Genomic DNA, 23,847 nt, shown 5'->3' with positions numbered 1-23,847 from the left:
AATTGACACTATTATTCCAGAGTAGCATTCTTGCAATTCCTTGTTACATTCAAATAAAAAGCAACCATCGGAGGAATTTAACTATCAACACTCTCGATAAATTAACTATCAAACTATTACTAGCAACTACATTCCACGAGTAAGAAGTTAGCTTTGTCGTAAATGAAATTTTCAGCGGCTCTGAAACTTACCGTATTAAACCATCTCCAATTGAAGAGCATTCCAGTCCGTTCACCACAAGATACATATCATTGCTTGAGAGTCATGCAGAGTATCTAACACAAGAACACTTTGTCGTATTAGGGGTGAACATAAAAATCAAATCCTATTCCGTGTAACCATGTTTATTGGCTCTCTCGATTCTTAAATCGTAAATCTGCGCGAGGTGTGCAAGAGCGTAATCAAACACAGCTGTGCAAGTTTCAATCGTATGTCACAATCATCCCTCCGTTCACACAGCACCAGTCCTGAAGACATTCAAGTAACAGAGCGATTATAGGAAGCTGGGATGAAATGCTTCCTTATAACAAAAAAAATGTTAGACCAAACTTGTAAATGGTCTAACATTTTTTGTCCCAGCCTCATGTTTAAAGAAATGAACGAACAACCTCAGAAATTATTGCATTTAAAATTGTAGCAATAAGTGGATTAGAAAGCAAATTTCAATCCTATTTTTTTGGTAAATGTCAATAAACATAATTGTTACTTTCTTATTCATATAATTTTTCCTATGATATAAAGAAACAACTTTATCTTTAATCGAAACATAAGAAAGATTTTAACATAGTATAAAGGAGTGAATAAGTATGCTTTCATCTGGTGAAAGGATTCAAGCTCTACGAAAAGAAAAAAATCTCACACAAGACGAACTAGCAATAAGGCTAGAATGTACCAAACAATCTATCTATCGATATGAAAATAACCAAAGCCAAATGGATACACATACATTAATAAAAACTTCCGATTTTTTTGAAGTCTCGACAGACTATTTGCTCGGGAAAAGTAGTCAAAGACGTAGTGGAGCTGATATCTTCAGCAATCAGTCTGCTACTTTTTATGATGAAGATTATTTTTGGATTATAGAAGGCGGTAAGAGTTTTGACGCTCATACCCGTTGGGACGGTTTTACAGCTGACGGAAAAGAGAAAAGAGTACCCCGACCAATAATTCCAGAGAAAGCATTCGAACTATGCAAAAAGTTGTACGGACCACCTTTAATAATTAATACCGATAAAGATGTCAGTACTTTTATTAAAATTGGTGGTAATGCTTTAATTAGGGAATCTTTATGTAAAGAATTCTTTCCTAAATTTATGGAATCCTTTGTTATGGATAGCTAAAAGCCTTACTGATCCAATAAGATTCCAATTAAAAAAAAGTCTATTAAATTTTTCCGCGCTACCTGGTTTATTAATTTATGTTAAAAATCGAAAAAGTAGCCCAGTGTAGTCATTTCGCTACCTCTGGGCTTTTTTATATGAAACTAGGCTGTAAATAGCCTAGACGAAGTATTAGGCAATAATTTAATATCAGATTTCCTTGGCAATAACACAGGATTGATTCCTTCTTTACACAGATGCTCCCTTATAAACTCGTTGAATCTATCCTTAAGAATTTCATAGCTCCGCTCGCTATATGCTCCTCTGAATCGTTCTGGTACGCTCTCAGAATCATTTCGGATTAACTGTAATGCATTAGGAAGAGAGCCAGCAGATTCTATAAATGTAAGGACTTCAAGTGCTTGGTCTTTCGTTTGTTGTCGTTTACCTTCTATACCATTAATCCGCTTCGCGGCCTCATCATAAGTGTAATAATCACCTACCTTAATGTGACGTGCATGCTGCGCTTTTAACACTTCAAGTGCAATATCCTCTTTAAACAGGCCAAACAATTCACTCGGCGCAATTTCGTACTTATTACATAAGTATCTTGTGTCTAAGCATTGGTACTCAAATCGATACAACCCACTTGCGTCTTGTTTTAATGCTTCAGAACTATTCGTTTTTGTCAGCTGATCACCTTTATTATAGGCATTAATTCGTGAGCTCTTACACTCATTGTAGGTACTTCCTTGCTTCTGTAGACTTTTAAACCGATATGGAACTGGTCCTTTGCTTTCAAGTACTGTATACAGTTCCACATGTGAAGTATAGAACTGTCTTGCATAATCAACACGAGATAGATTCCATTTTCGACTCTTGATTGAGAAGTATGGATGGATTGACAGAAGCACTTCATTCAATGCCTGCTTTAGATCCTCTACATTCTCCTTACTACAGTGGAATAGCTCAATACTTGGAACCCCTTTTAACAGTTCAGTAGGATTAATCTCAATAGCTATGCTGTATTTATTACTGTTCTTCTGCCTTGTGATGTTGATTGCCCTCACTCCAGGTTGTTCAAGTGGATTAGTGAGCTTACAGAAGTTATTCCTAAACTGTATTTCCTTTCCTAGCTCCCTGCTCAATAAGTCAACAACTGAATAAGCAGTTGTTAATCTAATCTCAAATGTATCAATCATAACTTCCCCCTCCCTCTAGTTTCCCGCTGTATTTCGCCCTTCTTTTAAAGTTACTTATTGATAAGTCGTATATAAACAATTATTGCAAAGTTTTCTTGCACTTTTTAACACTCCGTTATACAAAATGAATCTAACGATTTAAGTAATGATGAATATTGCGATTTTCCATCCTCATCCAACCGGTTCAATAATACGTAAAGTTCAGATACACGATCTAAAACCTCTGTAGGCAGTGCATTCTCTTCCACAAAGTAAGTAAGCGGCTGCTCCAAAACCATAGCAATCTTAAGAAAGTTCTTGACCTTCAGCTGAGTTTTACCACTCTCAATACGCCAATAGGCATGCGAGTCAATTCCTGTACGCCTTGCCATTTCCTCTACACTGTAACCTTTTAAGCAACGAGCAGACTTTAGTTTGCCATGATTGAACTGCATAATATGACCTCCAGTTAAAAAGTTCTTCAGATTCTTATTACGCCGGATACTTTGTATATTCACAACAGTTCACTATACTTTTCACAAAATTTTTGCCAAACTATTAAATTACCTAGCAATTCATGCTTTCTCTACATAAAGTACAAATATTATATGCAACTATAGGATGAAGCTAGTTGCCATGGGGCAGCAATCTAATGGGGGTTTGCAGTAAATATCAAAACCTTGAATTTACAACGTTTTCGCCGTTTTTATATATATACAATTTTCCGACCGTTCAACCTAGTATTTTTTGTTTTTTGCTCATAGATTTTATCTTTTGATTGCTCGTTTTTCACACTTCCTGACGACTTACTAATCTGAAAATCTTGCGCTAATTTCTGGCTTACGTTTTTCCATGCTTCCAATTCCTCAACTAGCTCATGATGCTTCATGATGAGTTCATAGTAATGCATTAATGTATGAGCATCTCTTACACCTTGACCATTTTCCAATCTTGCTAGTCGTGATTCGCTTGTTTTCATCTGACGTGCAAGTTCTGCCCTACTCATTTGATGCTCTTCACGTAGCTTCTTCAGTCTAGCCCCCTCAATTCTCCACTTTTCTTCTTTTACTTTGTTTACTTGCTTCATGTCTATTACCACCTTCTTCGAATTTTTGAACAAAAAAATAGCCCACTGCTAGCTAAAATTGACAGAATAACCCCTTTTACTTAAAGCGGGTCATTCATCTTCAATTCTTTGCGCTAGCAACGCGCTTATCTGATAGTGGCTTTATGAAAATTTTTATCTTCTGGTAACAATCTAAGCTACCTTTTGTGTACTTTTATGATATAACAAGTCATTTTGATTTAGCAACTAAATTTCACTATCCCCTATTTAAGATATGTTGACATAGATCAATAACCATTTTACTATTAATATAGACAACCTGAAATTGTCTCCACACTTACGATAATCGCGCAACCAAAGATATGCGCATAAGAGAATTATGAGTCAGCGATAGAACTCTATATCATCTATCGTTCATTCATGTAGCAGAAAAACTGCTTCCTTATGTTCTTATTTTTGGTTGCTTTTTTAATTCACTGAACGACAAGAAATTAAAGGAGAATGTATAGGAGAATAGATCAGATGAGAATCGAATTGGAAATGCCTGAAGGATTAGAAGAACAATTAAGAAATATTGTTTTAGATACTGTTAAGGATGCTTTCAATACATTTGTAGGACAAACGACAGCAAAGGAATGGATGAGCATTAAAGAAGGTGCCGACTATGCAGGTGTTTCTTTTAATACGTTTAAGAAGTACCGTATGTTGGGCTTAAAAGTATGCGAGATAGATAGTGTTAAGCGTGTATCAAAAGCTGAAATTGATAACTTCCTAACCCGTAACAGTTATTAAGAATTTTATCTATAAAAAATAACTGTGCAAGATTTGTAAGGTTTAAATCTACATTCTGTTGATATCCAAATTTCAATGTGATATATATGAAATGTCAAGGTTTACAGACTATTGGCAAAGTAGATTTAACCCTCATATTCTTGCCTCCGAAAAGGGAATGGAGGGAATTATCATGGCTAAACAAAAATCAACTACAATTGAAAGTTATACACGGAAAGATGGACAGAAACTATATCGCTTTAAGTTCTATGTCGGCTTAGATCCTTTAACTGGAAAAGAACAACGAACGACACGGAGCGGTTTTAAAACTAAGAAAGAAGCAGAATTAGAACTTGCACGCATCAAACTTGAAATCGGAAAAGGCACGTTTCGAAAAATGCAAGTCGAGACCTATCAGGATATTTATGATTTATGGGTTAAGCATTATGAAAATACAGTTGAAGAAAGTACGTTTGTGAAAACAATTGGTATCTTCAAAAATCATTTATTACCCGCATTAGGTCAGTATAAAATTGACAAAATGAACGTGGATATTTGTCAACATCATGTAGATGCTTGGGCTAAAAAACTAGTCAATTTTCGTATGGTGAAGTCTTATGCTGCAAAGGTTATGGATTTTGCCATCAAGCGTGGCTACATTCAGACCAACCCCTTCACTTTAATAGATATGCCTAAAGGTAGCAAAAAGTCGCGAGCCGACAAGGAAGATAAAATCGAGAATTTTTATACGCGGGAGCAACTCATTAAGTTCTTGAAATGCATGGAGCAAGAAAACAATTATAAGGCCTTTGCTCTGTTCCAACTCCTTGCATATAGTGGCATGCGTAAAGGAGAAGCACTGGCCCTCACCTGGAAAGACATTAATTTTAAAACAAATGAGATTCACATCAATAAGGCGCTTTCACGCGGAAAAGACAATAAGCGCTATGTAAAGGATACTAAGACTGGTGATTCTCGTTTTATTAAAATGGATACCCGAACGATGAATATCCTATCTGAGTGGAAAAAGCTACAAAAGAAAGAATACTTTGCGTTAGGGGTAAATACCACGCAACCGAAGCAACTAGTTTTTAGTAATGAGAATAATGACTTAATGCAGCCTACAAAGACGAGAACATGGCTAGAGCAAATTCTGAAAAAATATGATTTACCTAAAATTACGACGCACGGCTTTCGTCATACTCATTGTTCGCTTTTATTAGAGGCGGGAGTAAACATAAAGGAAGTCCAAGATCGCTTAGGTCATTCGGATATCCAAACAACGATGAACATTTATGCGCACGTTTCCAAAAAAGCAAAAGAAGAAGCCATCAATAAATTCGATAGCTTCATGAGTATTTAAAAGCGAATCTTTAACATCGGTTTTAGCATCGGTTTGTTGAAATTACTTGCGATTTAATGAAATAGTGCAAAATAAAAAACCCTTGAATCCAAGGGTTTTGATGCTCATTGAAACTCAATGAAATTAAAATATGGAGACGGTGGGAGTCGAACCCACGTCCATACAATCGTTATTATAGCGTATGGTTGTATCGCTCTATGTAGCGTCATTTGAGACGATGATATAAGCGTACTACCGGACAAGCTCCGTTCAATAGTCGTACATTGCATAGTCGACCTTCTTACGCTCCATCATACGTTAAATGGAAACGGTTGTAAAGACTAATCCGCATACCACATATCATAAATTTCGTTAACTACCGCCGCCATCTCATATTCGTTCTTCATTCGCCAAAAAGCGTAACTCAATTCCGCTACCTCCTTTTGCGAATAATATAAGCCATTGCAGCCGCCATAACTCCCGATTCTATCGGATAACATGTTTGAAATATCGAAAATTACTCCGCTTCTATTTCCGTTTAATCCTAATTCTTTCCGGACTTGGTTGCTAGTTAAATTACGTGTGTGCATCGTTATAACACTCCTTTACGGACAAAGTATAACGCCTCAACTCCGTTTATACCATCCGACTTTTTACAGTGACTCAACGCGTTATTATGCGAAAAACGTTCAATTGTCCCAACGTAAAATTAACGCAGTTTAAACGAATCCAATCGACCAACTACCCGCTTATCCGATTCTCGATGCGTCTGAGGTCGAATCTGCGAAGGTTATCCGGCTAGTTTCGAAAAATTATAGCGGAATTTTTTAGAGGTTGCGATAGTTCTACGTTAAGGGTACGTCCTGGGTAAACGTTAGAAAATCGGCGTGTTTTCAATTTGGTGCTTACGATTCTCGGACAGCAGATGCGACCGTACAGAATATGGCGCTTGGGAGTCAGCGGATTTGAGCACAAAAAAGGCGACCAACTCCGATAGCTGATCGCTTTACTTCGTTTAGTTATAAGCTGAAATCTTCTAACGTTGCGTCTATTTCATCGTTAGTAATACCGATATACCTTAACGTAATAGACGGAGCCGCATGATTGAACAGCTGCTGCAGCATCGCCACGTCTTTATTCCGCTTGTAATGATGATAACCGAATGTTTTCCGCATTGTGTGCGTTCCAATATCATTACGTCCTAAAGCGTCAGCAGCCTTTTGTAGCGCTCTATACGCCTGTGTAGTCGATATATAGCCGTTTCCCTTACGACTAGCAAACAGATACTCACCGCTATCCATACCGCGTGTATACTCCTCTATCTCCTGGCGCAAAGCCTTCGGAATAGCAAAGCGCTTTGACTTCGCTGTTTTCTGTTCCTTAATCGTTAGATGCGTCTTACCTCTAATATCCGATACTTGAAGCGGTACAATATCGCTTACTCGTAAGCCGGTATTTATTCCGAAGTTAAACATAAATACGTCTCTAGCCGTTGCATATCTCGATAAAGCCCAACGCATATCCGCGATTTCTTCTGCCGATCTTAACGGCTGTACATTCTTTTCATTCGTCATAAATACCGCTCCTTTTCATACGTTATCGTACATTTGATGTATTATAACGTTAGTTTATCGTAAGGATGCGCTATTGTCAACGGTTTGAATGTATGAAAAGATACAATATCGTACATATAGACGTCTGACCTCCGCTATAATCCGTATATGTAAATTGTCAGACTTCGATTTGTTTTCGGAGGTAGACACGCGCCAGCACCGTGCAGCCGATGTTTTACGTCAATTCTCGGAAATATACGGAATCTCAATCGCTCACCCATCGCCTATAAATGCGCATAAAAAAAGAGCGGCAGCAACCGAAGTCACCACCGCCATTATAACACTTTAGTACGCTAAATCGTTGAATTACCGCCATTTATAGCGCTTTAGTACGATAAAGTATCGACTATTTAAATCGTTGTTGCAACGCTGCCAACTTCGCAGCAACCGCTGATTCATCGACTTTCTCGCTCTTAACTTCGATTTCCGCTTTATCTACGAGCATACCTTCCGCTTGCATATAAAGTTTCATCATCGAAGCATTACCCGCCTCACATTCCTTCAATAAAGCCGCCATTACTCGCGTACGATTTTCCGCTAATAACTGCGTAGTTACTGCTGCTTTGTATTCGAGCATAGCCGGTAGCTTGCGCCAGTTGCGTAAAGTGCGGTCAGTTACCTCTAATTCATTCGCAATATCAAGCATACTCTTACGCTTGGAAGGCGGTAATAAATCGTTCTCATACATAAGCTCCGCTGCTTGCGCCTGTTGTGGTGTTAAATCCTTTAAAATATCGTCTAGTTTACGTTGTACCATAGTTCCATCTCCGTTCTTTTTTGTTGGTAATAATCATCAAAGTTGCCGTCATAGTCGCCGGTATATCGTTCTTTATCGTAGACTTTATACGGAACTTCTGACGCAATTCCTAAAAACATATCCGCTAAATTCGTATAATACATACGGCTGTTACCCGTTTGAGTGATTCGTAGTAATGACACCAAACCGGTGCAAGTAGCCGATAATACGACGTCTTTTGCCTCTGCTGCAACGTTTAATAATGCGATCCATCCGTTAACTTTATCGGATTCCCCAATCGCTACAACGTCCTTAGCTGTTAATACTAGCGCTGCATAGTCGGTCAAATAGCGTTGAATGTCCGGTAATACAGACATATAGGCTTGCTCGCCCCATACGTCACTCACTGGCGGAAATGGCAACTGACAATAGCCTCGCTCCATATTCGCGGCATCAATCTCGATGTCCAATCGCTCAATATCCGCCTTTAACTCCTCAATCGTTGGTGATCGTTTCATTTAATCGCCTTCCCTTCGTCAATATAAAAAGCAAGCACTCGGTTAATGAGCGCCTGCCTTTTCGTTATTCCTTAACCACGTTGCAACCGCTCACTCTCGATTGCTTTCGCAAGTGCCATCGCGATTTTATCGATGTCAGCGTTCTCTCGGACTACAGTTCCGTGCATATTGACTGTAATACCTCCGCCTAGTCCGCTAGCTCCGCCTTTACCGGAATACTCTTTGTTTTCCTGTGCCGTTAATATTCGTTCTCCCTTATGAAGTCTAGCAATATAATTATCCTTATTTACGTAATCAAGGCCGTGATAATGCGAGCCATCTACTGTACCGGCACCAATAGCTTTCCCTACCGTAGTTACAACCGTACTAATTCCACTCGTTACCCAATCCGGCAACTTAATTCCGGCAATAACGTCTGCGAATTTGCTCAGATAATCCTTAGCGGTATTTGCCCAGCCCCCGACTTTCTCGAACCATCCGGCAACGATTTCTAGCACTCCGCTAAGGTTGTTAAACGCGTTCGAGAATGCAGTAGTAACGAACTCCATTAACGGAGCTAGAATATTCTTCCATACTACCGTAACGACTGCGCCTAAAACCTCGAATAGACCGCCAATCATCGTTAAAATCGGCTTAGCGATTGCCCATAAAGTCGAGAATAATTGCATTACGAAGCTAAGAGCTGGCGCGATGATGTTATTAAATGCAATTTGAGCGTACTCACCGACAACTTTTAACATCGACCATAATCCCGAAAAGATCGGCTGTATAAGCGTCCAGGAGTTGGAGAATACGTCAGAAATAACGGTCCAACCATTAGCAAGCGCCGTTTTCACGATTGAGAATCCGCCTTGTAACTCGCTGAATTTAGCTTTTACTTTATCGACAATACCGGCTACCTTTTCCGCAGTACCGCCTCCGAATAGCGAATCTAACAATCCACCGGCTCCTCCGGTCTTAAAGGCGCTCCATAGCTCCATAGCCTTCGATTTAATTCCGTCGATTACTCCTCTAAACGATTCGCTGTTGTCGTATAAGGCTTTGAGGCCAACGGCAGCTCCGGCAATACCGGCAGTAATTAACGCTAACGGATTTGCAAGTAACGATAGCGTCCCGATAATGTTTAAATCGTTTTCTAATGTATTCATCTCGTTCATTCCTTTCGTTTTATAAATAAAAAAGCGCAATTTTATAGACCGCTTGCGCAATGGCGGTTAGTTATACGCTTTCCACACGTACAACAACAATGGGGGAATTTTACTACGTCGACATACCAAAATTAATCGTTGGTGCGGATTTCTCCGCATAATATAAAAAGCGCTAGTCGTAATTAAACGAGCGTAGCGCTTGGAATTAAACTTCTTCCGTTTCTTCTTCCGTTTCTTCTACTTCTTCTTCGACTAATACCGGCCTACGCGATGCTAGCGCCAACTCTTGCTGCTTGATGTAAGCCGCTTTTAGTCCGCTATAAAATTTAATCGCCTCTAAGCCTTTGTACGTGGCGTAATCATAAACAATCGCTAAATTATGTGCGTCAATACGGAAGTCTGTTAAATCGACCGTTGTAGGGTCAAATCCTTCGGGTAATCGTTGTAATAAAGCCTCGTCTCCGCTGATGATAGTACCGTTTTCGTGATTGATAATTTGTAACATTAATAATCGTCTCCATTCGTATGTGTTTTTTATTAAAAGAGGCAGCACAATGGCTGCCGTAACTCCGTTTATTCCGTTGGTTGTTCTTCATTATCGGGCGTGTCGTCCGGTGTTTCCTCGACGATGCTCTCTGCTGCTCGCTTGACGCTGGCATACATAACTCGCGCTTGATCCGTTTGCAATCGTTTAGCTACATCAAAAGCTACGGCTACGTCGTCTTTCGTGATCTCACCGTTTGCAAGGCGTTGTCTTAGTCCGTTTTCGAGGACTCGGTAATTAACCGTCTTGCCTCCGTGTGCTGCTTTTGTTGCGTTGTATACGTCTAATTGCTCGTTATATCTGCTCATATTATTTCCCGTCCTTTGCTGTTGTTTTTGTTTTTACCGTTGGCGCTACGTCAATATACGTATAGTCGTGAGGTTTTTGTCCGTGTGTGAACTGCGACACTTCCTCTAATACCTTTCGAACGCCAGCTACGACGCCTACTGCGTTATGAATCCTCGCATTATCAGTCGGATGATTCTGTAACATGATGTGTGGCGTTAATCCTCGTTTGTGGTTACCCTTCACATGCTCGGCAATTTCCTCGTGAATTGGCTGATATGCCGCTGAGTATTCTTTTCCGTCTACGATTGCGCTTAAAATCAAATCGCGAGCAAGTTGTAACTTCGGATTGACTAGCTCCTCAAATTCCGTACGTACACCGTCCGCAAAATCAGGCTTATATCGTGCTACAACGTCAACTGATGAAATCTTTGTTTCGGGCATTGCTTGGTGTGCTAATCGTAAATCTCGCTCGCGTCGTGCGACTACCTCCCGCTGAACCTCTATGTCCTGGTCAATTTTAAGGAGTTCCGCCGTAACGTCTGTTCCTTCTTTTACCGACCGTGTGAACGTGATTTCGTACTGAGTCTGTAACTCAGTTAATCGAGAGCGTGCTGCCTGTGCATCTAATGAATATTGTGCAAACTTTTCTGCTCGCTCGTGTTGCTCTGCTTTGAAATCCTCTAATAATTTGTAATCTTGAATTTTAATTGTCATTGTGTTTTAATCCTCTCGTTTTTAAAATTTGAATGAGTTTCTCTAATTTAGTGATAATAAAAAGCCTCCATCGAGGTAAAACGACGGCAGGCTCTAAATTTAACTCAAATAATTCGATTAACATTTCCTCGCTACGTCCAATTAGTTCACGCGTATCGGTAACTTCCTTGCGATATATAACCGGAATTTTTGCGCTTACTAGCTCACGGTATATCGTTTGGCTATCAGTCTGTATTTCCGATACTTTATACTCCGCTAAATCGTCGAGCATATCGTCAATTTCGAAAGGCTTTGCGATTTCTGCGATACAATTCCAAATTCCTTGCTCGTCTGATTCGTATAGGATCATCGACGTAAAATCGACGTCATAAATTTTAACGATTGAAACTAGCGCGAATCGCATAAATCACTACTCCTTATCCCTTTTGTTTGCATAATAAGGCGGTCGGTCATTGTCCGCTGGAATACCGTTCTTATTTAGCTTTCGAGGAGGTCGTTTCTTCCCTGGTCTTTTAAATTCTGACGAGTATTTTTTCTTTTGTTCCATCTTTAATCATTCTCCTTTAGTCGTTGTAAAAATGCTTTGCGCTCGTTAAACTCGATACTGCGCTTTTTCCTACTTGCTTTTTTCTTCTGCCAACCTGTCATTTTGCTAAGATTGATCGTTTTATTCGTTTTCTTTGCCAACTTTCCGTGCCTCCTGTGATTCCTAGCCGTAGAGTAATAAAAACCGCTGTTTCTTTCGATATTTGGTGCATTAATCTCGACACTAGACCAATTTATCGTCTATGACTTTAAAACGCTTAAATCGAATAAAATAGGCGAATTTGTTACCCTACTTTTCATACTCGCCCGATTCCAATTTCTGCAATACTGACTTAACGCCTCGATGCAAGCGAGCTGGAATCTTGAATTGTACTGCGTCGAGCTGTCCTTTACGTGTTGTGTAGGTAGCCATGACGTCAAAGTCTTTACGTTGTTTAATCTTACTGATTGCTATGTTATGACCGGCTCCTACGTACAAAATAAAAAAGCCAGGAATCGTCCAGGCTTCAAAATCGCGATTATTTGTATTAGACAATTTTCTTCACCTGCTTCGACTCTGTGTTACGATCTCGTTTATGGATTTCTGCCTCTGCTTTAAAAATCTCAAGCATTTGCTCCACTTCAAAATCCGTAATTTCTCGTCGAATCAATCGACTTGTGAACTTTTTAACGAATTTTCGATATAAAGCCGGTGTAAATTTCTTACTCGATAAAAAGAACTCGTGTACACTTCTATTTCTCTTTTGAGAATTGCAATATCTACATGCACAAACTAGGTTGTCAGGAATATTTGCACCGCCATACTCTACACTCGTAGGATATACATGGTCGTATGAGCGATTATCTTGCGTCAGTTTTACGTCACAATAAGCACAATTCGGATATTCTTCCGCAATTGCGATTAAATCCTTTTCTGTTACTAACGGAACTTTTTGGTCGGATGCTTTCGCGAATCGACGTACAATTTCTCGACGATATTCACCATTTTCAACGCGCTGTTTTGCTTGGCACACCTTGCACATCGTTAAATAGCCTGTTTTACTACTACTTTTCTTACGCATCTCATTTAATGGCTTTTCTTGGCCGCATTTTTGGCATTTAAGCATTATGCTCACCGCCTTCGATTTTAGCCAGTTGTTTCTTCGTCTGTTGCGCGATAATACCTGCTGTTGTGAACATTGCAAGACTGATAATTAACATTTTCCCATTCTCCTTTTACCTGTTTATTTTTATTAAAAAGCGGTATATTCCGCCTTAATGATTTCCGATTCGCTATCGCCTAATGTTTCGCGTAAATATCGAGTAAGCGTACGGTCGTTATCGTAAAGCATTCTCAGGTCGCTTAATATCGCATTCACATTCGTTTTTAACGTGATTAACGCGTTAGGATGGTCGTGAATGAGCCTACGTAGCATCGTATGAGCAGCAAAGGCGCTGTTACAATCGTTATACTCAAATGTCAGGTATTCCTCACCGTCCACAAAGGCATGTACGTCATACTCGCGATAAGCTACTCGCTTAGCTAAAATCTTAAATTCAATCTCTCGTTTTTCCATCTCTCATTCTCCTTAGTTAAATAAAATTTTAATCGCTGCGAGTTGTTTACCGTCACCGGCATAGACTGCGCGTGGATTTACAACAATTCGCTTTGTACGGCGGTCGTTCGGATTTTCAAAGAAACCGAATACTGGCTTGCCGCCGATTTTCACTTTGTTCATTGCTGTTTTTAACTTAGCTGCGTCTTTGTATTCCAGTAATACCGCCAGCTCGTCCAATGTCATTAACTCTATTTGCTCGTCAATAACTTCGTCAGGATTGTGACAAACTGCGTTACTGCCGAAATGTAAAAAAGGCATAATCGAATATACAAGCGCAAGCTGTGCAATCGTTTTGCCTTCGGATTTCTCATATAAATCGCGCACTGTATCTTTAAACATGCGCGTATATTTTAAGTCGGTTACTTCTTTCGGTGCGTCGCTGATACTGCCTCGGTAAAATACGGATTGATTGACGTATACTGCTCCGTCTTGCTCCGATAAAATACCTTCGCTGATAAAGCGCTCAAATAGCTGACGTGCGCGTCTCTCGCTTAGCTTAAACATTTCCTCAACGGCTTTACGGTCGATTACTCGTCCATTGTCATACTGTACGCGCCCCGTTTTCCACGCTGAGAAAGTCGCTAAATACATTAATCGCGCAATATCCGCAGCAACTAGTGAAGGGAATCGCTCATTAATCGTCCGAGACTGTTTAAAGAACGTAAATACAAAGCCGCCATTCTCCGCCTCGTGATCGCCTAATACTTTCTTGGATTCGATGAAACGTTGTTGCGCCTCTGTTCGGATTGGAACTAGCTCATGGCGGAATTTATCGCCTAAATACTCGCCCTCCAAATCGTACGGCTTATCGTCTACTACTACGAAATTGTGCTTTTGTGCGATTGCTTGGCGTCTTACTTTGCGATGTAATCCGTTGTATTCTTTCCCTGTTAATGCGTTTGTCATTGTAAATCTCCCCTTAATCCTTTTTATTGTGGTACTGCGGATATAACGCCAGGCGCTCCGCCTTCACCATGCGAATGTTTTGCATTTGCTCGGTGGTAACTTCTAACCGATCGACAATATAGTCGGGTATACTCCGCTCACCACTTTCAAACATTGCTACATATGTCTTTGAGACGCCGAGAAATTGCGCCAATGCTCGTTGTGATAAGCCGTAAAATGCTCGGTAGTCTTTTAAATCCGTCGGTGATAAAAACATTTGACGTCCCCCTAATCTTTTAAATTTGTGTACATTTGGTCACTAACAGACAAAATAAAAAAAGCCGCCCGTTTTGGACTGCCTTTGACTTCTCAAAATATATAATGACGAAATGATTTAATTATGGTGTTGCCTCTATGGCTCATAAAGATAAGCAAGCTAAACACTTAAAAAATGGTGCTTATTGAAAAAACTTTTCTCTACTTTTTAAGACATACATTTAGCGTAAAATATAGGTGCGACTAAAGTATGATTTTTTATTTCCTCACCTATATAGACAGCTAATCGGTTAAAAGTGACCATTCAAACAAAAATACTCCTTTTCCCTGCAACCCTCTAAGTAACTGAACGGTTATAATACAACCTTTTGTGTTAAATATCTTTCCTCACCTATATAGCCAACTAAACGCTTAACATATCGTATGTTAAATAAAACTATTGACTTTTTCTCTTTCCCTATTTTATATTAATACGTCATTTTGTGACCGTTTTTTTGATTCTTGATAAAACTTTTCTTACACTTTCATCACTTTTCCCTAGTTTTTCCGCCAAATAGTCTCTTTTTATGACCGCTGCTCCGTTCGCTCGGCAACTGTAATTAGTTAAATCTTGCATACCTCGGTCAAATTCGACGATTTCTAACGCCTGTTTCACGAACTCCACTTGCTGTTTTGTTAATTCCGATAGATGATCCTCGGTTAATTCCGGCAAAATGACGCTATAACTATCGTCGGGGAAGTATTGTTTCACGAATAATTTAGCCGTACGCGCTTGGTTGTTCACTCGGTATATACGTTTCATGCCCTTACGTTCCAACTCCAGCTCTCCGAATTTAGTCGAAAATGCCGAATTGATATAACGGACGATTTCACGCTCTGATTTTGAGGCGTCTACGTAGCTTAGAGCGCGTTCTAGCGCTTGGACGATGTTTGCATCGACTTGTTTCGTAACGACGACACACGCCTTCTCTAGCTCGGTTACGCTATCTCGGAAACGGTGAAAGCCTCGGTACAGTCCTTGTAGGTCGTGGTCGTACACATTTTCGAGTATATCGTCGCGACTGGCGTCTATTTTTTCGAATAATGCTGCCGTTAGTTTAAAATATTCGGTTTCCTCGTTGTATTTTAAGACCTCTGCTCCGAAATCCATTCCGTATTGGTACTTTAAAACGGTCAAATAGTAGCAAAAATCCTCGTATTCTGCTCCGCGAGGTACTCCGTTGTATTCTTTTAGTGCAAATTCGCGTAAAACTTTGATACGATAGGACACGTAATACTCGTGTCGTGGTAAATTTATGCGAACGTGGAGCTTCACGCCATCGTCGATATGCTTGCGAGTTGGATCGTTCAAAAAATCGAATGTCAATCCGTACAAAATTTCATCAATTATTAGTCGGTCGCCGTTCTTTTGGTAGTTCTCGATGCGTGCTTTGAAGTCGTTTGTCATAGTATTTCCCTCCGATTGGTTTATGTATTTACAAATAAAGTAAGTAGGTTACTAAAAATAACTTGCTTTTACGTACCGAATACGGCAATTTATACCGCTTTTACGTACCACTTGACTTTTACATAATAACACAATATATTGTACTTAATGTACTATTTTAGCTAGAAAATACATATACCTTGTATATTCAGCAGTTACAGAAATCGTCTTACTCATCTTTATCTTATACTCTCCGTATACTAAAAGACCATCAATAATATATAGCGAGTAAGTAATCCGCCAATAAATAACGAAGTTATCCGCCTTTGTTCCGTGAAGTTGGTACAACTTCCTAAACACTTCTCGTATTCATTTTGCAAAGAACGCAAAATAAATCCGAGGGCAGTTATTATACCGTTTATATCGTACGATAAAAGAATTACAATAATAATGCAATGAGACGCGCCAGCGGATCATAGAGGCGTTAGCCTCGTATATAACCGCTTTAATCCGTTAATTTCCGTATCAAACGCTCATGCTCTGATAACTTTAATAAACGCCAATATTGACTCTTATGGAACGGAATCCAAAACGCTTCATCGGACGGATATTCCTCGGCTATCCATTCACTAGGTATAACGTCAATTCCTGCGTCATCTAAGCGGTTAAGTAACTGTTCAATCTTACGCAGCCTAATTAAATTACGTCTAATCTCCGAACTACTCGGATTGCCTAGCGCCTCCATTTCCTCGTCCGATATGCGGACTTGGCGAATCTTACGTTTCTTATGCTCCGGTAGTTTATCGCGTCCAAGCTTAGGAGAAGAAAAGAACGGATGATAGCCTCTTTCTTTGCTAATGTCGATGTAACTCCGTAGTAAATCACCTGTTACCGGATTAGCGAAGATAATATCGAATGCCGTTTCTTGTGTGACGGATAGCTGTCGGCATATTGTACCGATATTACTACCACCTAAGAATAAACGTAATACCTCCGATTCTTTTGTTTTTGTCATGTGAATATACCTCCCTGTTCTTATTTGTATTACATTATAATACATATCTATTTTCTGTATATACAAAAATACCTTGTGGGTTAAATGTATGTACACTAACGGAAAAAAGAACGCAGCTGCAACTACGTTCCTTCCTTTACGAATACGTTGGCGCATACTCGCTCGACGTTCAGCAAAACGTCTATGCCGTAACTGTTGGCGCAGTCTTGGCGATTAGATGACCGTTGGCGCGATCACCTTGCTATTAAACTATTATCTTTCCGAAATTACTTCTTCTAATGTTAGCGACATTTTAAAATCTCTTTTCCATCGTTTACTTACTACTTTACGTTGCTTGACCGACATTTCAATTTCCCCAGCTATATTACTAATAGGGCGTAATACCGTATCTAATCGAGCCATTTCGTCTTTTATAACGCGCCGCTTCCTTAGTGTTTCATGTAATTGTGTAACGAAACTAAGCGCAAATTCTTCCGTTGGCTCAACGCCTTCTAAATCGTGATATAAGTTACTAATCTTTTTATCCAATCGCGATACTTGTGTAATTAATAATGCACGTTGTTCATTTAATCCGCTTATAAAATCGTTAAATTTCGAATGATATTGACACATATTTCATTCCTCCTTTTACATGTTCCCCAATAAAGCACGCTATTTTTACTACGAAATTCTAAAATCGCCTTGCTGTGCGAGAGCTATTAAGAGTTGTTCCGCTGTAAAGCCGCTTAAATTCCCAATAATAGACGCCAGTTCATCCGTATAGACTAATGTAATGTCTTGATCGTTAATCATAAGCGTTGCTTCACGTTCCTCTTCACATACGATTAATTGTACACCGTCCATAATTTGCGTTGTTACAAGTGTTACTGCGTAATCCTCATCAAGTGCTACGTGTTCAATTTTTTGATCCATTCGTAAGTCCTCCTCATTCATTAATTATTCCTTAAATTCATATTATATGAAATTTATAACTAAGTCAACATAAAAAATGAATAAAATTCATAAATTATGATATATTATTAACAACTACATAAAAAGGATGATTTAAATGAATATTACAAAGAAGATTAAAATGTTGTTGGTCGAAAGAGATATGACAGCTACACAATTAGCCGATAAGATAGGGACGACTCAATCAAATTTGTCTAAGAAGATGAAGAATGAGAGTTATACAGTTGCGGACTTGGAGAAGATTGCAGAAGAATTGGGCTTAGAATTAGTTATAGAATTTAAAGAAAGTAAAAAAGCGTAAAGGCATCGTAGCCCTACGCTTTTTTCTTTTGATTTTTCTTTTTCATCGGAATTCCTTTTTCTCGAGCATACTCAATAATTTTACGTGCTTCTTCTGCAGCGCGTTCTTTCTTCGTCTTTTCCACAAATACACCTCTTTGCTATATTGCTATAAACAAAGCATAACCATTTTTATAAATTCTATTCATATATCCCCCACTGATGTCGTATCTTAAAGCAGTAACGGAATGACAGTGTTATAAACATAAATCACGATGGAGGAGACAAATTGACGAATAGGGAAGTGCGCAAGTCCCGCAGCGATAAGAAAAGAGATATACACCCAACTATTCTAATAGAATTAAAAGACACGATTTACAGAATCAATTACATCATTTCGCGACCGATAAAAGACATTTGCGAAGATGCTTGCCTACATGGCTTAAACTCGAAACGTGTACTCAATGAGTTGTCCCAATACTTCAAAAGAAACGTTCGTTTTCAAAATACAAGCTACATCGGCCACCTAGACAATCCGCCAATACAACGCATGTCCACTTCTTCTCACACCGAAAGGATCGGCATACGGTTTAAAGCGTTTGACTATGAAAATATATGTACGCTTGCCTATGCGCTCAACGTAACGCCATCTCGAGCAACCGCTCTACTTCTCGAAGCTAGTTTAATGGATTACGATTTCATAAATCCGTATTTAGAAAAACACCTCGCAAATACACTCGACGATAATCGCATGAAAGAATTGAAAAAGGTTATACGATTCCTCAACTCCAATAATCCGTATGATGAACGAATTTCCTGGCTCGAATTGCTTTCGTATATCTTCAAAGAAATAAAGAACGGCAGCGCTCCGGTGCATGATACGCTAGTTGATTACATTAATAAATGGCGATAAGGCTAATTGTCGGGCGGATTCCGCTTGCTCCGCTTTTTCCGTAGCCTTCTTTAACTCTGCTTTGACTTCTCGTAACTCTCGGACAGTCATTTCATCGACTGTTTTAGATTCGCCAGTTGACGGGATTGTGTGCGGTTGTTCTATGAAATGCTGTTGCTCGTTCTGCTAATGCCTGCTCCTTCGCTTTCTTTTCTGCGTCGAGCATGCGTTGAATATCGTCTACACTCTTACCGACTGCTTCTTGTCGCAATTGCTTCGTCTCTGCTACGGTGCGCTCGCCGATTTCCTCGCCTAGTGCATCGTATAATGCCGTTTGAACTTCGGGTGTTAAATAGGCGAGTTGCTCGGCGCTAGTTGTTCCTAGCTTTCCCGACGATACTAGGCGTTTTAATTGCGGGATTAGTTCGTTTAGTTTTAAGAGGCGTTCTGTAACTCGTTTTGACTCCCCAATAAATTCAGCGACATCTGATACGGTTTTATCATTCGCCATAATGGCGGTTGATTTCTTATCGCCACCCCTCCCTAACCTAACATCCCAATACTCCGCCATAAATTTAGCGATGCGTCCTTTCTTAATCGGGTCTTGCTCGGCTAGCCCTCGTCGCTCTACGTTTTCAGCGATAAGTAAATACTCCGCCTCCCACTCGTCTACATCGATAATTTCGACCGGTACTTCCGATAATCCTAAATCCTTCGCGATACGTAGACGCTGGTGTCCGCTAATTACCGTAAAGGCCGGCGTGCACTTGATGGCGTCGCGAATTCCGTTTACTTCGATGCTACGCTCAACTTCCTTTTCTACTACGACTGTTTCCGGCTTTACTGCGGTTGCTAACTCGTCCGATAAGCGTTCGTTCTGCGTTAGTGCGATTTGTTCGCTTCGTCTAGCCTCGTCCAATTCTGCTTGTTTTCGCTTGAGTTCCGCTTTGACTTCCGCCAACTCCCTCACCGTCATCTCTTTTGGGAATTTCGTTTCACCACTTTTTAGTTCATGCTCGATATTGCGTTCTTCTGTTGGGAGTGTTGCGATTTCGTATAGCGTTCTAAACGGCAATTCCGACCACGTGGTCGTATTTACACCGAACTCCTCTGCAACTCGGATTAACCGTTGCGCTTGCCTTTCGTGGAGATTAACGCTCTCTAGCCACTTTCCGAACTCACCGTGCGCCAAATCGTTCTCCTTTACGTGCTTTAGACGCTTACCTATCTCGAATATCGCCTCGCCTGCTACACGTTGATATGCGTTTATTTCTGCGGTGATTACGTGTATATCGGTAGATAGCGTTGATACTGCGTTTTCCATTCCGTTCAATCCTCCTTTATATTAGCGCCTGTGAGGCGTTTTAAAGTCCGTATGATAAATACGTCTACTTCGATGGTAACGCGCCTAATTTGACGTGTTTAGTAAGGTAAAACGATGTTACTGCGAATCAACTTATATAAATATATTTAGTATTTTAGTAGATTCTCGCTTGACAAACGCACCCTCAATCTAGCAGAATGGCGCTCGCTTTAGGAAATCGGCTGAAACGTATTTACCTTATGTCGCAAACCACGAAATAAACGTAGTAAGCGACATAAGGTAAATACGCAATTTCTAGCGTCATGTGACGTTTGAGGTTTCTCGTTGCCCTGTTCGTATCGGAATTTCTTCCACTATCATCTCATGCAATTACTGTCCTGCATGTGCGCATGAAGCGCTCGATCATAGTTACCCTTACCGTAGTAAGCCAGTAAACCATACCGCACCATAAAGCCGTGCTCGCTATTCGTCGCTACGATAACAGGGAATCGTTTATATGCGATATATCCGAATTTATTGCATTAGCTCGGCAAACTTGACGTGTTTTTTAAAGACGCTTAACGGCTGCTCGTCTTGAGCGCTTGCTAAAAAAGACAATAGCAAAGCTAACCTTTGACACTTTACTTTTTTTTGAGTAAAATGAAGGCTATATAACGCTCATATTCAGTTATGAGTTACGCAAATGCTGCTAGGCAATTTTTAGCGTAGATATGAAGTTTTAAGAAGTCGTTTCGGTTGCACCCGGAACGTCTTTTTTTCGTTTACAAATATTCGCGAAGTGATTCCGCTACAAATTCCTTTTCTAAATCGAGATACACTGTCGTAGTCTCCAACGATTTATGACCGAGTGCTTTACTTATTAAAGCGACATTAGCGCCTTGATTTAACAGATTAGTGGCAAAGGCTCGGCGTAAAGCGTGTGCATTGACGTTCTTTAATCCGAATTCTCTCGCATACTTTGTTAATGACTTCGAAATAGCGTTGCTGCTCGATTGACTATTATTAATGCCTTGACCGTTAGCCGATAAAAAGACGTAGCTATTGCGCGTATTATATTTACGCCTTACTTGCTTGTTCTTTTCGATTAACACTCGCAGCATATCCGCCAGCTGATCGTCGATAGGCAATTTTAATGTATCGCGATTCTTTAGAACAGCTCCGTCCATATCAATCGTTTTATTATCGAGGTCGATATGCCGCTCTCTCAATTCGCCTAGCGTTGTAATACGAATGCCTGTCCGATACATAAGTAAAATTGCGCATGTATCTCTAAAGCCAACGAATGTACTGCGATCAATTAGCGAGAGTAAGACTTCAACGTCATTCTCTTTAGCAGCGCCTTTAATCGACTTATCGACTTTAATTTGAATCTTCGACCAAAAGCGAATCTCAATCCACCGATTATCAAAGAAACGATTAAGTATCGCCTTTAACGATTTCAAGCGAACGAGCTTAGTCGCCTTTGATACGTCAATTTCGTTCAAATAGTCGTAAACCATATCCGTATCAATATCCTCGACGTATTTAACGCCAGTAACTTTAATAAATTCGTTCCATGCAAAAGCATAGCTTTCGATTGTTCTCGGTCGATTGCCGCTGATTTCCATTTGACGATAAACCGTCTTTAACGCTTGCTGTAACGTCAATGAATCGCGTTTATCCTCGACCGTTTTAATCTCAATATCGAATTTTTCAGCGACAGCAAATGCGCCATGTTTCCGTGTTCTTTTCATAAACGCAAAAAACCTCCCTAACGATTAATTCGTTAAGAAGGTCGATGGTTGTCCGACTATACTGTGTCAGACGCTATGTACGCCATTTGAACGTTGATATAACGCTACAAATAACGATAAGTATGTATGGAGACGGTGGGAGTCGAACCCACGTCCAGAAGCTCCAATACGCCGGCTTCTACGCGTGTAGTTTGTCTACTTGCAATTCGCGAGTTCTTATGCCGACAAACAGGCGTCCGAATCGCTAACCTGGAAATCTCTTATTGCTGACTCAGGTGGTACCAGCAATCGTATCCCACTAAAGTTGGGCCCGACGTACTGCACATGGGCGATGCAGAGGCCGAGCGCTCACGAGCTTACGCTGCGAAAGCTAAGTTTTGTTGTTTGCCAGTTATTATATAACTTCCGTTGTTGACGAAGACGAGACCTCCGACGCGCGACCAGAGCTTGAACCACCCCTGTCGAATCCGTAACGTCCCCGAGTTATAAACCCGAGATAAGTTCGGAAAAGAGCAAATTTCTTTGCTCTATACGTATACCGTATGAGTAGGCATACACTGGCTTGATAACTAAAGTATATGATAAAAATGTGATTCTCGCAAGTTATATACTCAGATCATGACACAAATGCGCTACTCCAAATCTCCTTACTTCTCTTCTGTAGTTAGATTTAGATCCTTTAACAATTGATTACGATACGTGCTCGGTGAAATGCCATTCACCTGCTTAAATAGCTGCATAAATTCAAAGTAGCCATTCATCCCTATTCTCGTTGCAATTTCTTTGAAATCCAGGGTTGTATGCTCCAGCAATTTCTCTGCTTCCATGATGCGTGCCTGATTAATATATTCAGAAACACTTAGTCCTATATATGTGTGAAAAATTACCTCATAGTTTGGGTAATTATGCGAGAAATTCGCCTCTATCTCTTTTAAGCAATTATTGTTTTGTAATATTGTTTCAATAAAAATCACCATCTTATCTACTACTGTCAAATGGCGTAAATGGTTCATTAACAATATACCCCTTTCACGCATTTAATTTTACACGAAGAAATTAGAAAAATCACCCATTATTGCATTTTTATTGTATAAAATACAAAAATCTTGTTAGTTTTGCCTGAATAACAAAAACGAGTGTTCACAATTACACACTCGTTCTCATCATTTCTTATGAATTTTGACGATCCTTGAAGGCGCGCTCCATGTCACGTTTTGCTTCTTTTTTCTTCATATCATTACGTTTATCGTAATCTTTCTTCCCCTTTGCAAGACCGATTAACAGCTTTGCATAGCCATCTTTAATATAGATTTTTAATGGGACAATCGTATAGCCGTCACGTTTTACCGAGCCTATTAATTCACTAATTTGCTTTTTATGTAATAGCAATTTGCGCTCACGTAATGGATCATGATTGTATCGATTTCCTTGATCAAAGGGAGAAATATGCATGTTGCGAATCCACGCTTCGCCATCGCGAATGCTTACATAGGACTCCTTCAGCTGCACACGTGCATCACGGATCGATTTAATCTCGGTTCCTGTAAGCACCATCCCTGCTTCTATCGTTTCTTCAATAAAGTAATCATGGTTTGCTTTTTTGTTTTGCGCTAAAACCTTACCTGTACCTTTTGCCATCTTCAACACCTCGATTTATTAGAAAAACACCTTTCGCGTCAAAA

30 protein-coding genes and 1 other RNA gene are annotated in these 23,847 nt (G+C 39.9%); 5 read left to right on the top strand and 26 right to left on the bottom strand.

Features of this window, described 5'->3' with window-relative positions; genetic code table 11:
- Positions 1–806: 806 nt before the first annotated feature.
- Positions 807–1,340 (top strand): helix-turn-helix domain-containing protein, encoded by a 534-nt coding sequence (locus MKZ17_RS03830; protein WP_340722475.1) that lies wholly within the window; start codon positions 807–809, stop codon positions 1,338–1,340.
- Positions 1,341–1,483: 143 nt separating this feature from the next.
- Here the strand turns inward: MKZ17_RS03830 and MKZ17_RS03825 are convergent, their stop codons facing one another.
- The 3 genes from MKZ17_RS03825 to MKZ17_RS03815 all read right to left on the bottom strand — a co-directional run bounded on the left by MKZ17_RS03825 (position 1,484) and on the right by MKZ17_RS03815 (position 3,587).
- Complete coding sequence (locus MKZ17_RS03825; protein WP_340722474.1) at positions 1,484–2,521, bottom strand: hypothetical protein; 1,038 nt, start codon at positions 2,519–2,521, stop codon at positions 1,484–1,486.
- Between the two features lie 104 nt (positions 2,522–2,625).
- Positions 2,626–2,955, bottom strand: a complete 330-nt coding sequence (locus tag MKZ17_RS03820; RefSeq protein WP_340722473.1) for a helix-turn-helix domain-containing protein — start codon at positions 2,953–2,955, stop codon at positions 2,626–2,628.
- A 251-nt stretch (positions 2,956–3,206) separates the two neighbouring features.
- Complete coding sequence (locus MKZ17_RS03815; protein ID WP_340722472.1) at positions 3,207–3,587, bottom strand: helix-turn-helix domain-containing protein; 381 nt, start codon at positions 3,585–3,587, stop codon at positions 3,207–3,209.
- Between the two features lie 501 nt (positions 3,588–4,088).
- On the opposite strand from MKZ17_RS03815, the gene MKZ17_RS03810 reads away from it, so the two are divergent.
- Positions 4,089–4,358 (top strand): DNA-binding protein, encoded by a 270-nt coding sequence (locus MKZ17_RS03810; RefSeq protein WP_340722471.1) that lies wholly within the window; start codon positions 4,089–4,091, stop codon positions 4,356–4,358.
- Between the two features lie 172 nt (positions 4,359–4,530).
- Positions 4,531–5,700 carry a site-specific integrase gene (locus MKZ17_RS03805; protein WP_340722470.1) on the top strand — a complete coding sequence of 390 codons (1,170 nt, stop codon included), beginning with the start codon at positions 4,531–4,533 and terminating at the stop codon, positions 5,698–5,700.
- A gap of 320 nt (positions 5,701–6,020) precedes the next feature.
- Here the strand turns inward: MKZ17_RS03805 and MKZ17_RS03800 are convergent, their stop codons facing one another.
- The 18 genes from MKZ17_RS03800 to MKZ17_RS03715 all read right to left on the bottom strand — a co-directional run bounded on the left by MKZ17_RS03800 (position 6,021) and on the right by MKZ17_RS03715 (position 17,898).
- Positions 6,021–6,269, bottom strand: coding sequence for a hypothetical protein (locus MKZ17_RS03800; protein ID WP_340722469.1), 249 nt, complete (start codon positions 6,267–6,269; stop codon positions 6,021–6,023).
- 429 nt (positions 6,270–6,698) lie between these two features.
- The gene (locus MKZ17_RS03795; protein WP_340722468.1) at positions 6,699–7,253 is read right to left on the bottom strand and encodes a site-specific integrase; all 555 of its coding nucleotides are present in this window, start codon (positions 7,251–7,253) and stop codon (positions 6,699–6,701) included.
- A gap of 385 nt (positions 7,254–7,638) precedes the next feature.
- Positions 7,639–8,049 carry a phBC6A51 family helix-turn-helix protein gene (locus MKZ17_RS03790; protein ID WP_340722467.1) on the bottom strand — a complete coding sequence of 137 codons (411 nt, stop codon included), beginning with the start codon at positions 8,047–8,049 and terminating at the stop codon, positions 7,639–7,641.
- Positions 8,031–8,546, bottom strand: coding sequence for a hypothetical protein (locus MKZ17_RS03785; RefSeq protein WP_340722466.1), 516 nt, complete (start codon positions 8,544–8,546; stop codon positions 8,031–8,033). Before MKZ17_RS03785 ends, MKZ17_RS03790 begins: the two co-directional genes overlap by 19 nt.
- A 71-nt stretch (positions 8,547–8,617) precedes the next feature.
- Complete coding sequence (locus MKZ17_RS03780) at positions 8,618–9,754, bottom strand: phage tail protein (protein WP_340722465.1); 1,137 nt, start codon at positions 9,752–9,754, stop codon at positions 8,618–8,620.
- A gap of 145 nt (positions 9,755–9,899) precedes the next feature.
- The gene (locus tag MKZ17_RS03775) at positions 9,900–10,199 is read right to left on the bottom strand and encodes a hypothetical protein (protein WP_340722464.1); all 300 of its coding nucleotides are present in this window, start codon (positions 10,197–10,199) and stop codon (positions 9,900–9,902) included.
- Positions 10,200–10,267: 68 nt separating this feature from the next.
- The gene (locus MKZ17_RS03770; RefSeq protein ID WP_340722463.1) at positions 10,268–10,546 is read right to left on the bottom strand and encodes a hypothetical protein; all 279 of its coding nucleotides are present in this window, start codon (positions 10,544–10,546) and stop codon (positions 10,268–10,270) included.
- 1 nt (position 10,547) lies between these two features.
- The gene (locus tag MKZ17_RS03765; RefSeq protein WP_340722462.1) at positions 10,548–11,240 is read right to left on the bottom strand and encodes a hypothetical protein; all 693 of its coding nucleotides are present in this window, start codon (positions 11,238–11,240) and stop codon (positions 10,548–10,550) included.
- Complete coding sequence (locus tag MKZ17_RS03760; protein WP_340722461.1) at positions 11,230–11,643, bottom strand: hypothetical protein; 414 nt, start codon at positions 11,641–11,643, stop codon at positions 11,230–11,232. Before MKZ17_RS03760 ends, MKZ17_RS03765 begins: the two co-directional genes overlap by 11 nt.
- 146 nt (positions 11,644–11,789) lie before the next feature.
- Positions 11,790–11,927, bottom strand: coding sequence for a hypothetical protein (locus MKZ17_RS03755; RefSeq protein WP_340722460.1), 138 nt, complete (start codon positions 11,925–11,927; stop codon positions 11,790–11,792).
- Positions 11,928–12,313: 386 nt separating this feature from the next.
- Positions 12,314–12,892 (bottom strand): HNH endonuclease, encoded by a 579-nt coding sequence (locus MKZ17_RS03750; RefSeq protein WP_340722459.1) that lies wholly within the window; start codon positions 12,890–12,892, stop codon positions 12,314–12,316.
- A 126-nt stretch (positions 12,893–13,018) separates the two neighbouring features.
- Positions 13,019–13,342: a hypothetical protein gene (locus MKZ17_RS03745; protein WP_340722458.1), complete on the bottom strand. Its 324-nt coding sequence runs from the start codon at positions 13,340–13,342 to the stop codon at positions 13,019–13,021.
- A 12-nt stretch (positions 13,343–13,354) separates the two neighbouring features.
- Positions 13,355–14,290, bottom strand: coding sequence for a hypothetical protein (locus tag MKZ17_RS03740; protein WP_340722457.1), 936 nt, complete (start codon positions 14,288–14,290; stop codon positions 13,355–13,357).
- A 13-nt stretch (positions 14,291–14,303) separates the two neighbouring features.
- Complete coding sequence (locus MKZ17_RS03735) at positions 14,304–14,546, bottom strand: helix-turn-helix domain-containing protein (protein WP_340722456.1); 243 nt, start codon at positions 14,544–14,546, stop codon at positions 14,304–14,306.
- 474 nt (positions 14,547–15,020) lie between these two features.
- The gene (locus MKZ17_RS03730; protein WP_340722455.1) at positions 15,021–15,992 is read right to left on the bottom strand and encodes a hypothetical protein; all 972 of its coding nucleotides are present in this window, start codon (positions 15,990–15,992) and stop codon (positions 15,021–15,023) included.
- A gap of 484 nt (positions 15,993–16,476) precedes the next feature.
- Entirely contained in the window at positions 16,477–16,986 is a 510-nt protein-coding gene (locus MKZ17_RS03725; RefSeq protein ID WP_340722454.1) for a hypothetical protein, read from the bottom strand.
- A gap of 252 nt (positions 16,987–17,238) precedes the next feature.
- The gene (locus tag MKZ17_RS03720; protein ID WP_340722453.1) at positions 17,239–17,598 is read right to left on the bottom strand and encodes a hypothetical protein; all 360 of its coding nucleotides are present in this window, start codon (positions 17,596–17,598) and stop codon (positions 17,239–17,241) included.
- 48 nt (positions 17,599–17,646) lie between these two features.
- Entirely contained in the window at positions 17,647–17,898 is a 252-nt protein-coding gene (locus MKZ17_RS03715; RefSeq protein WP_340722452.1) for a hypothetical protein, read from the bottom strand.
- Between the two features lie 136 nt (positions 17,899–18,034).
- On the opposite strand from MKZ17_RS03715, the gene MKZ17_RS03710 reads away from it, so the two are divergent.
- Entirely contained in the window at positions 18,035–18,238 is a 204-nt protein-coding gene (locus MKZ17_RS03710; RefSeq protein WP_340722451.1) for a helix-turn-helix domain-containing protein, read from the top strand.
- A 267-nt stretch (positions 18,239–18,505) separates the two neighbouring features.
- Entirely contained in the window at positions 18,506–19,129 is a 624-nt protein-coding gene (locus tag MKZ17_RS03705) for a hypothetical protein (protein ID WP_340722450.1), read from the top strand.
- 103 nt (positions 19,130–19,232) lie between these two features.
- Here MKZ17_RS03705 and MKZ17_RS03700 read toward each other — a convergent pair whose 3' ends face one another.
- The 5 genes from MKZ17_RS03700 to smpB all read right to left on the bottom strand — a co-directional run bounded on the left by MKZ17_RS03700 (position 19,233) and on the right by smpB (position 23,803).
- Positions 19,233–20,432 carry a DUF3102 domain-containing protein gene (locus MKZ17_RS03700; protein ID WP_340722449.1) on the bottom strand — a complete coding sequence of 400 codons (1,200 nt, stop codon included), beginning with the start codon at positions 20,430–20,432 and terminating at the stop codon, positions 19,233–19,235.
- Positions 20,433–21,193: 761 nt separating this feature from the next.
- Positions 21,194–22,165 carry a tyrosine-type recombinase/integrase gene (locus MKZ17_RS03695; RefSeq protein ID WP_340722448.1) on the bottom strand — a complete coding sequence of 324 codons (972 nt, stop codon included), beginning with the start codon at positions 22,163–22,165 and terminating at the stop codon, positions 21,194–21,196.
- A 124-nt stretch (positions 22,166–22,289) separates the two neighbouring features.
- Positions 22,290–22,645, bottom strand: a transfer-messenger RNA (tmRNA) gene (gene ssrA, locus MKZ17_RS03690).
- 167 nt (positions 22,646–22,812) lie between these two features.
- Positions 22,813–23,178, bottom strand: a complete 366-nt coding sequence (locus tag MKZ17_RS03685) for a helix-turn-helix domain-containing protein (RefSeq protein WP_340722447.1) — start codon at positions 23,176–23,178, stop codon at positions 22,813–22,815.
- A gap of 157 nt (positions 23,179–23,335) precedes the next feature.
- Positions 23,336–23,803: an SsrA-binding protein SmpB gene (gene smpB, locus MKZ17_RS03680; protein ID WP_340722446.1), complete on the bottom strand. Its 468-nt coding sequence runs from the start codon at positions 23,801–23,803 to the stop codon at positions 23,336–23,338.
- Positions 23,804–23,847 lie beyond the last annotated feature (44 nt).

This window comes from Solibacillus sp. FSL R7-0682, from assembly GCF_038005985.1.
Taxonomy (GTDB): domain Bacteria; phylum Bacillota; class Bacilli; order Bacillales_A; family Planococcaceae; genus Solibacillus.
The sequence above is the reverse complement of the archived record's forward strand: the minus strand, read 5'-3'. Positions and strand labels throughout refer to the sequence as shown.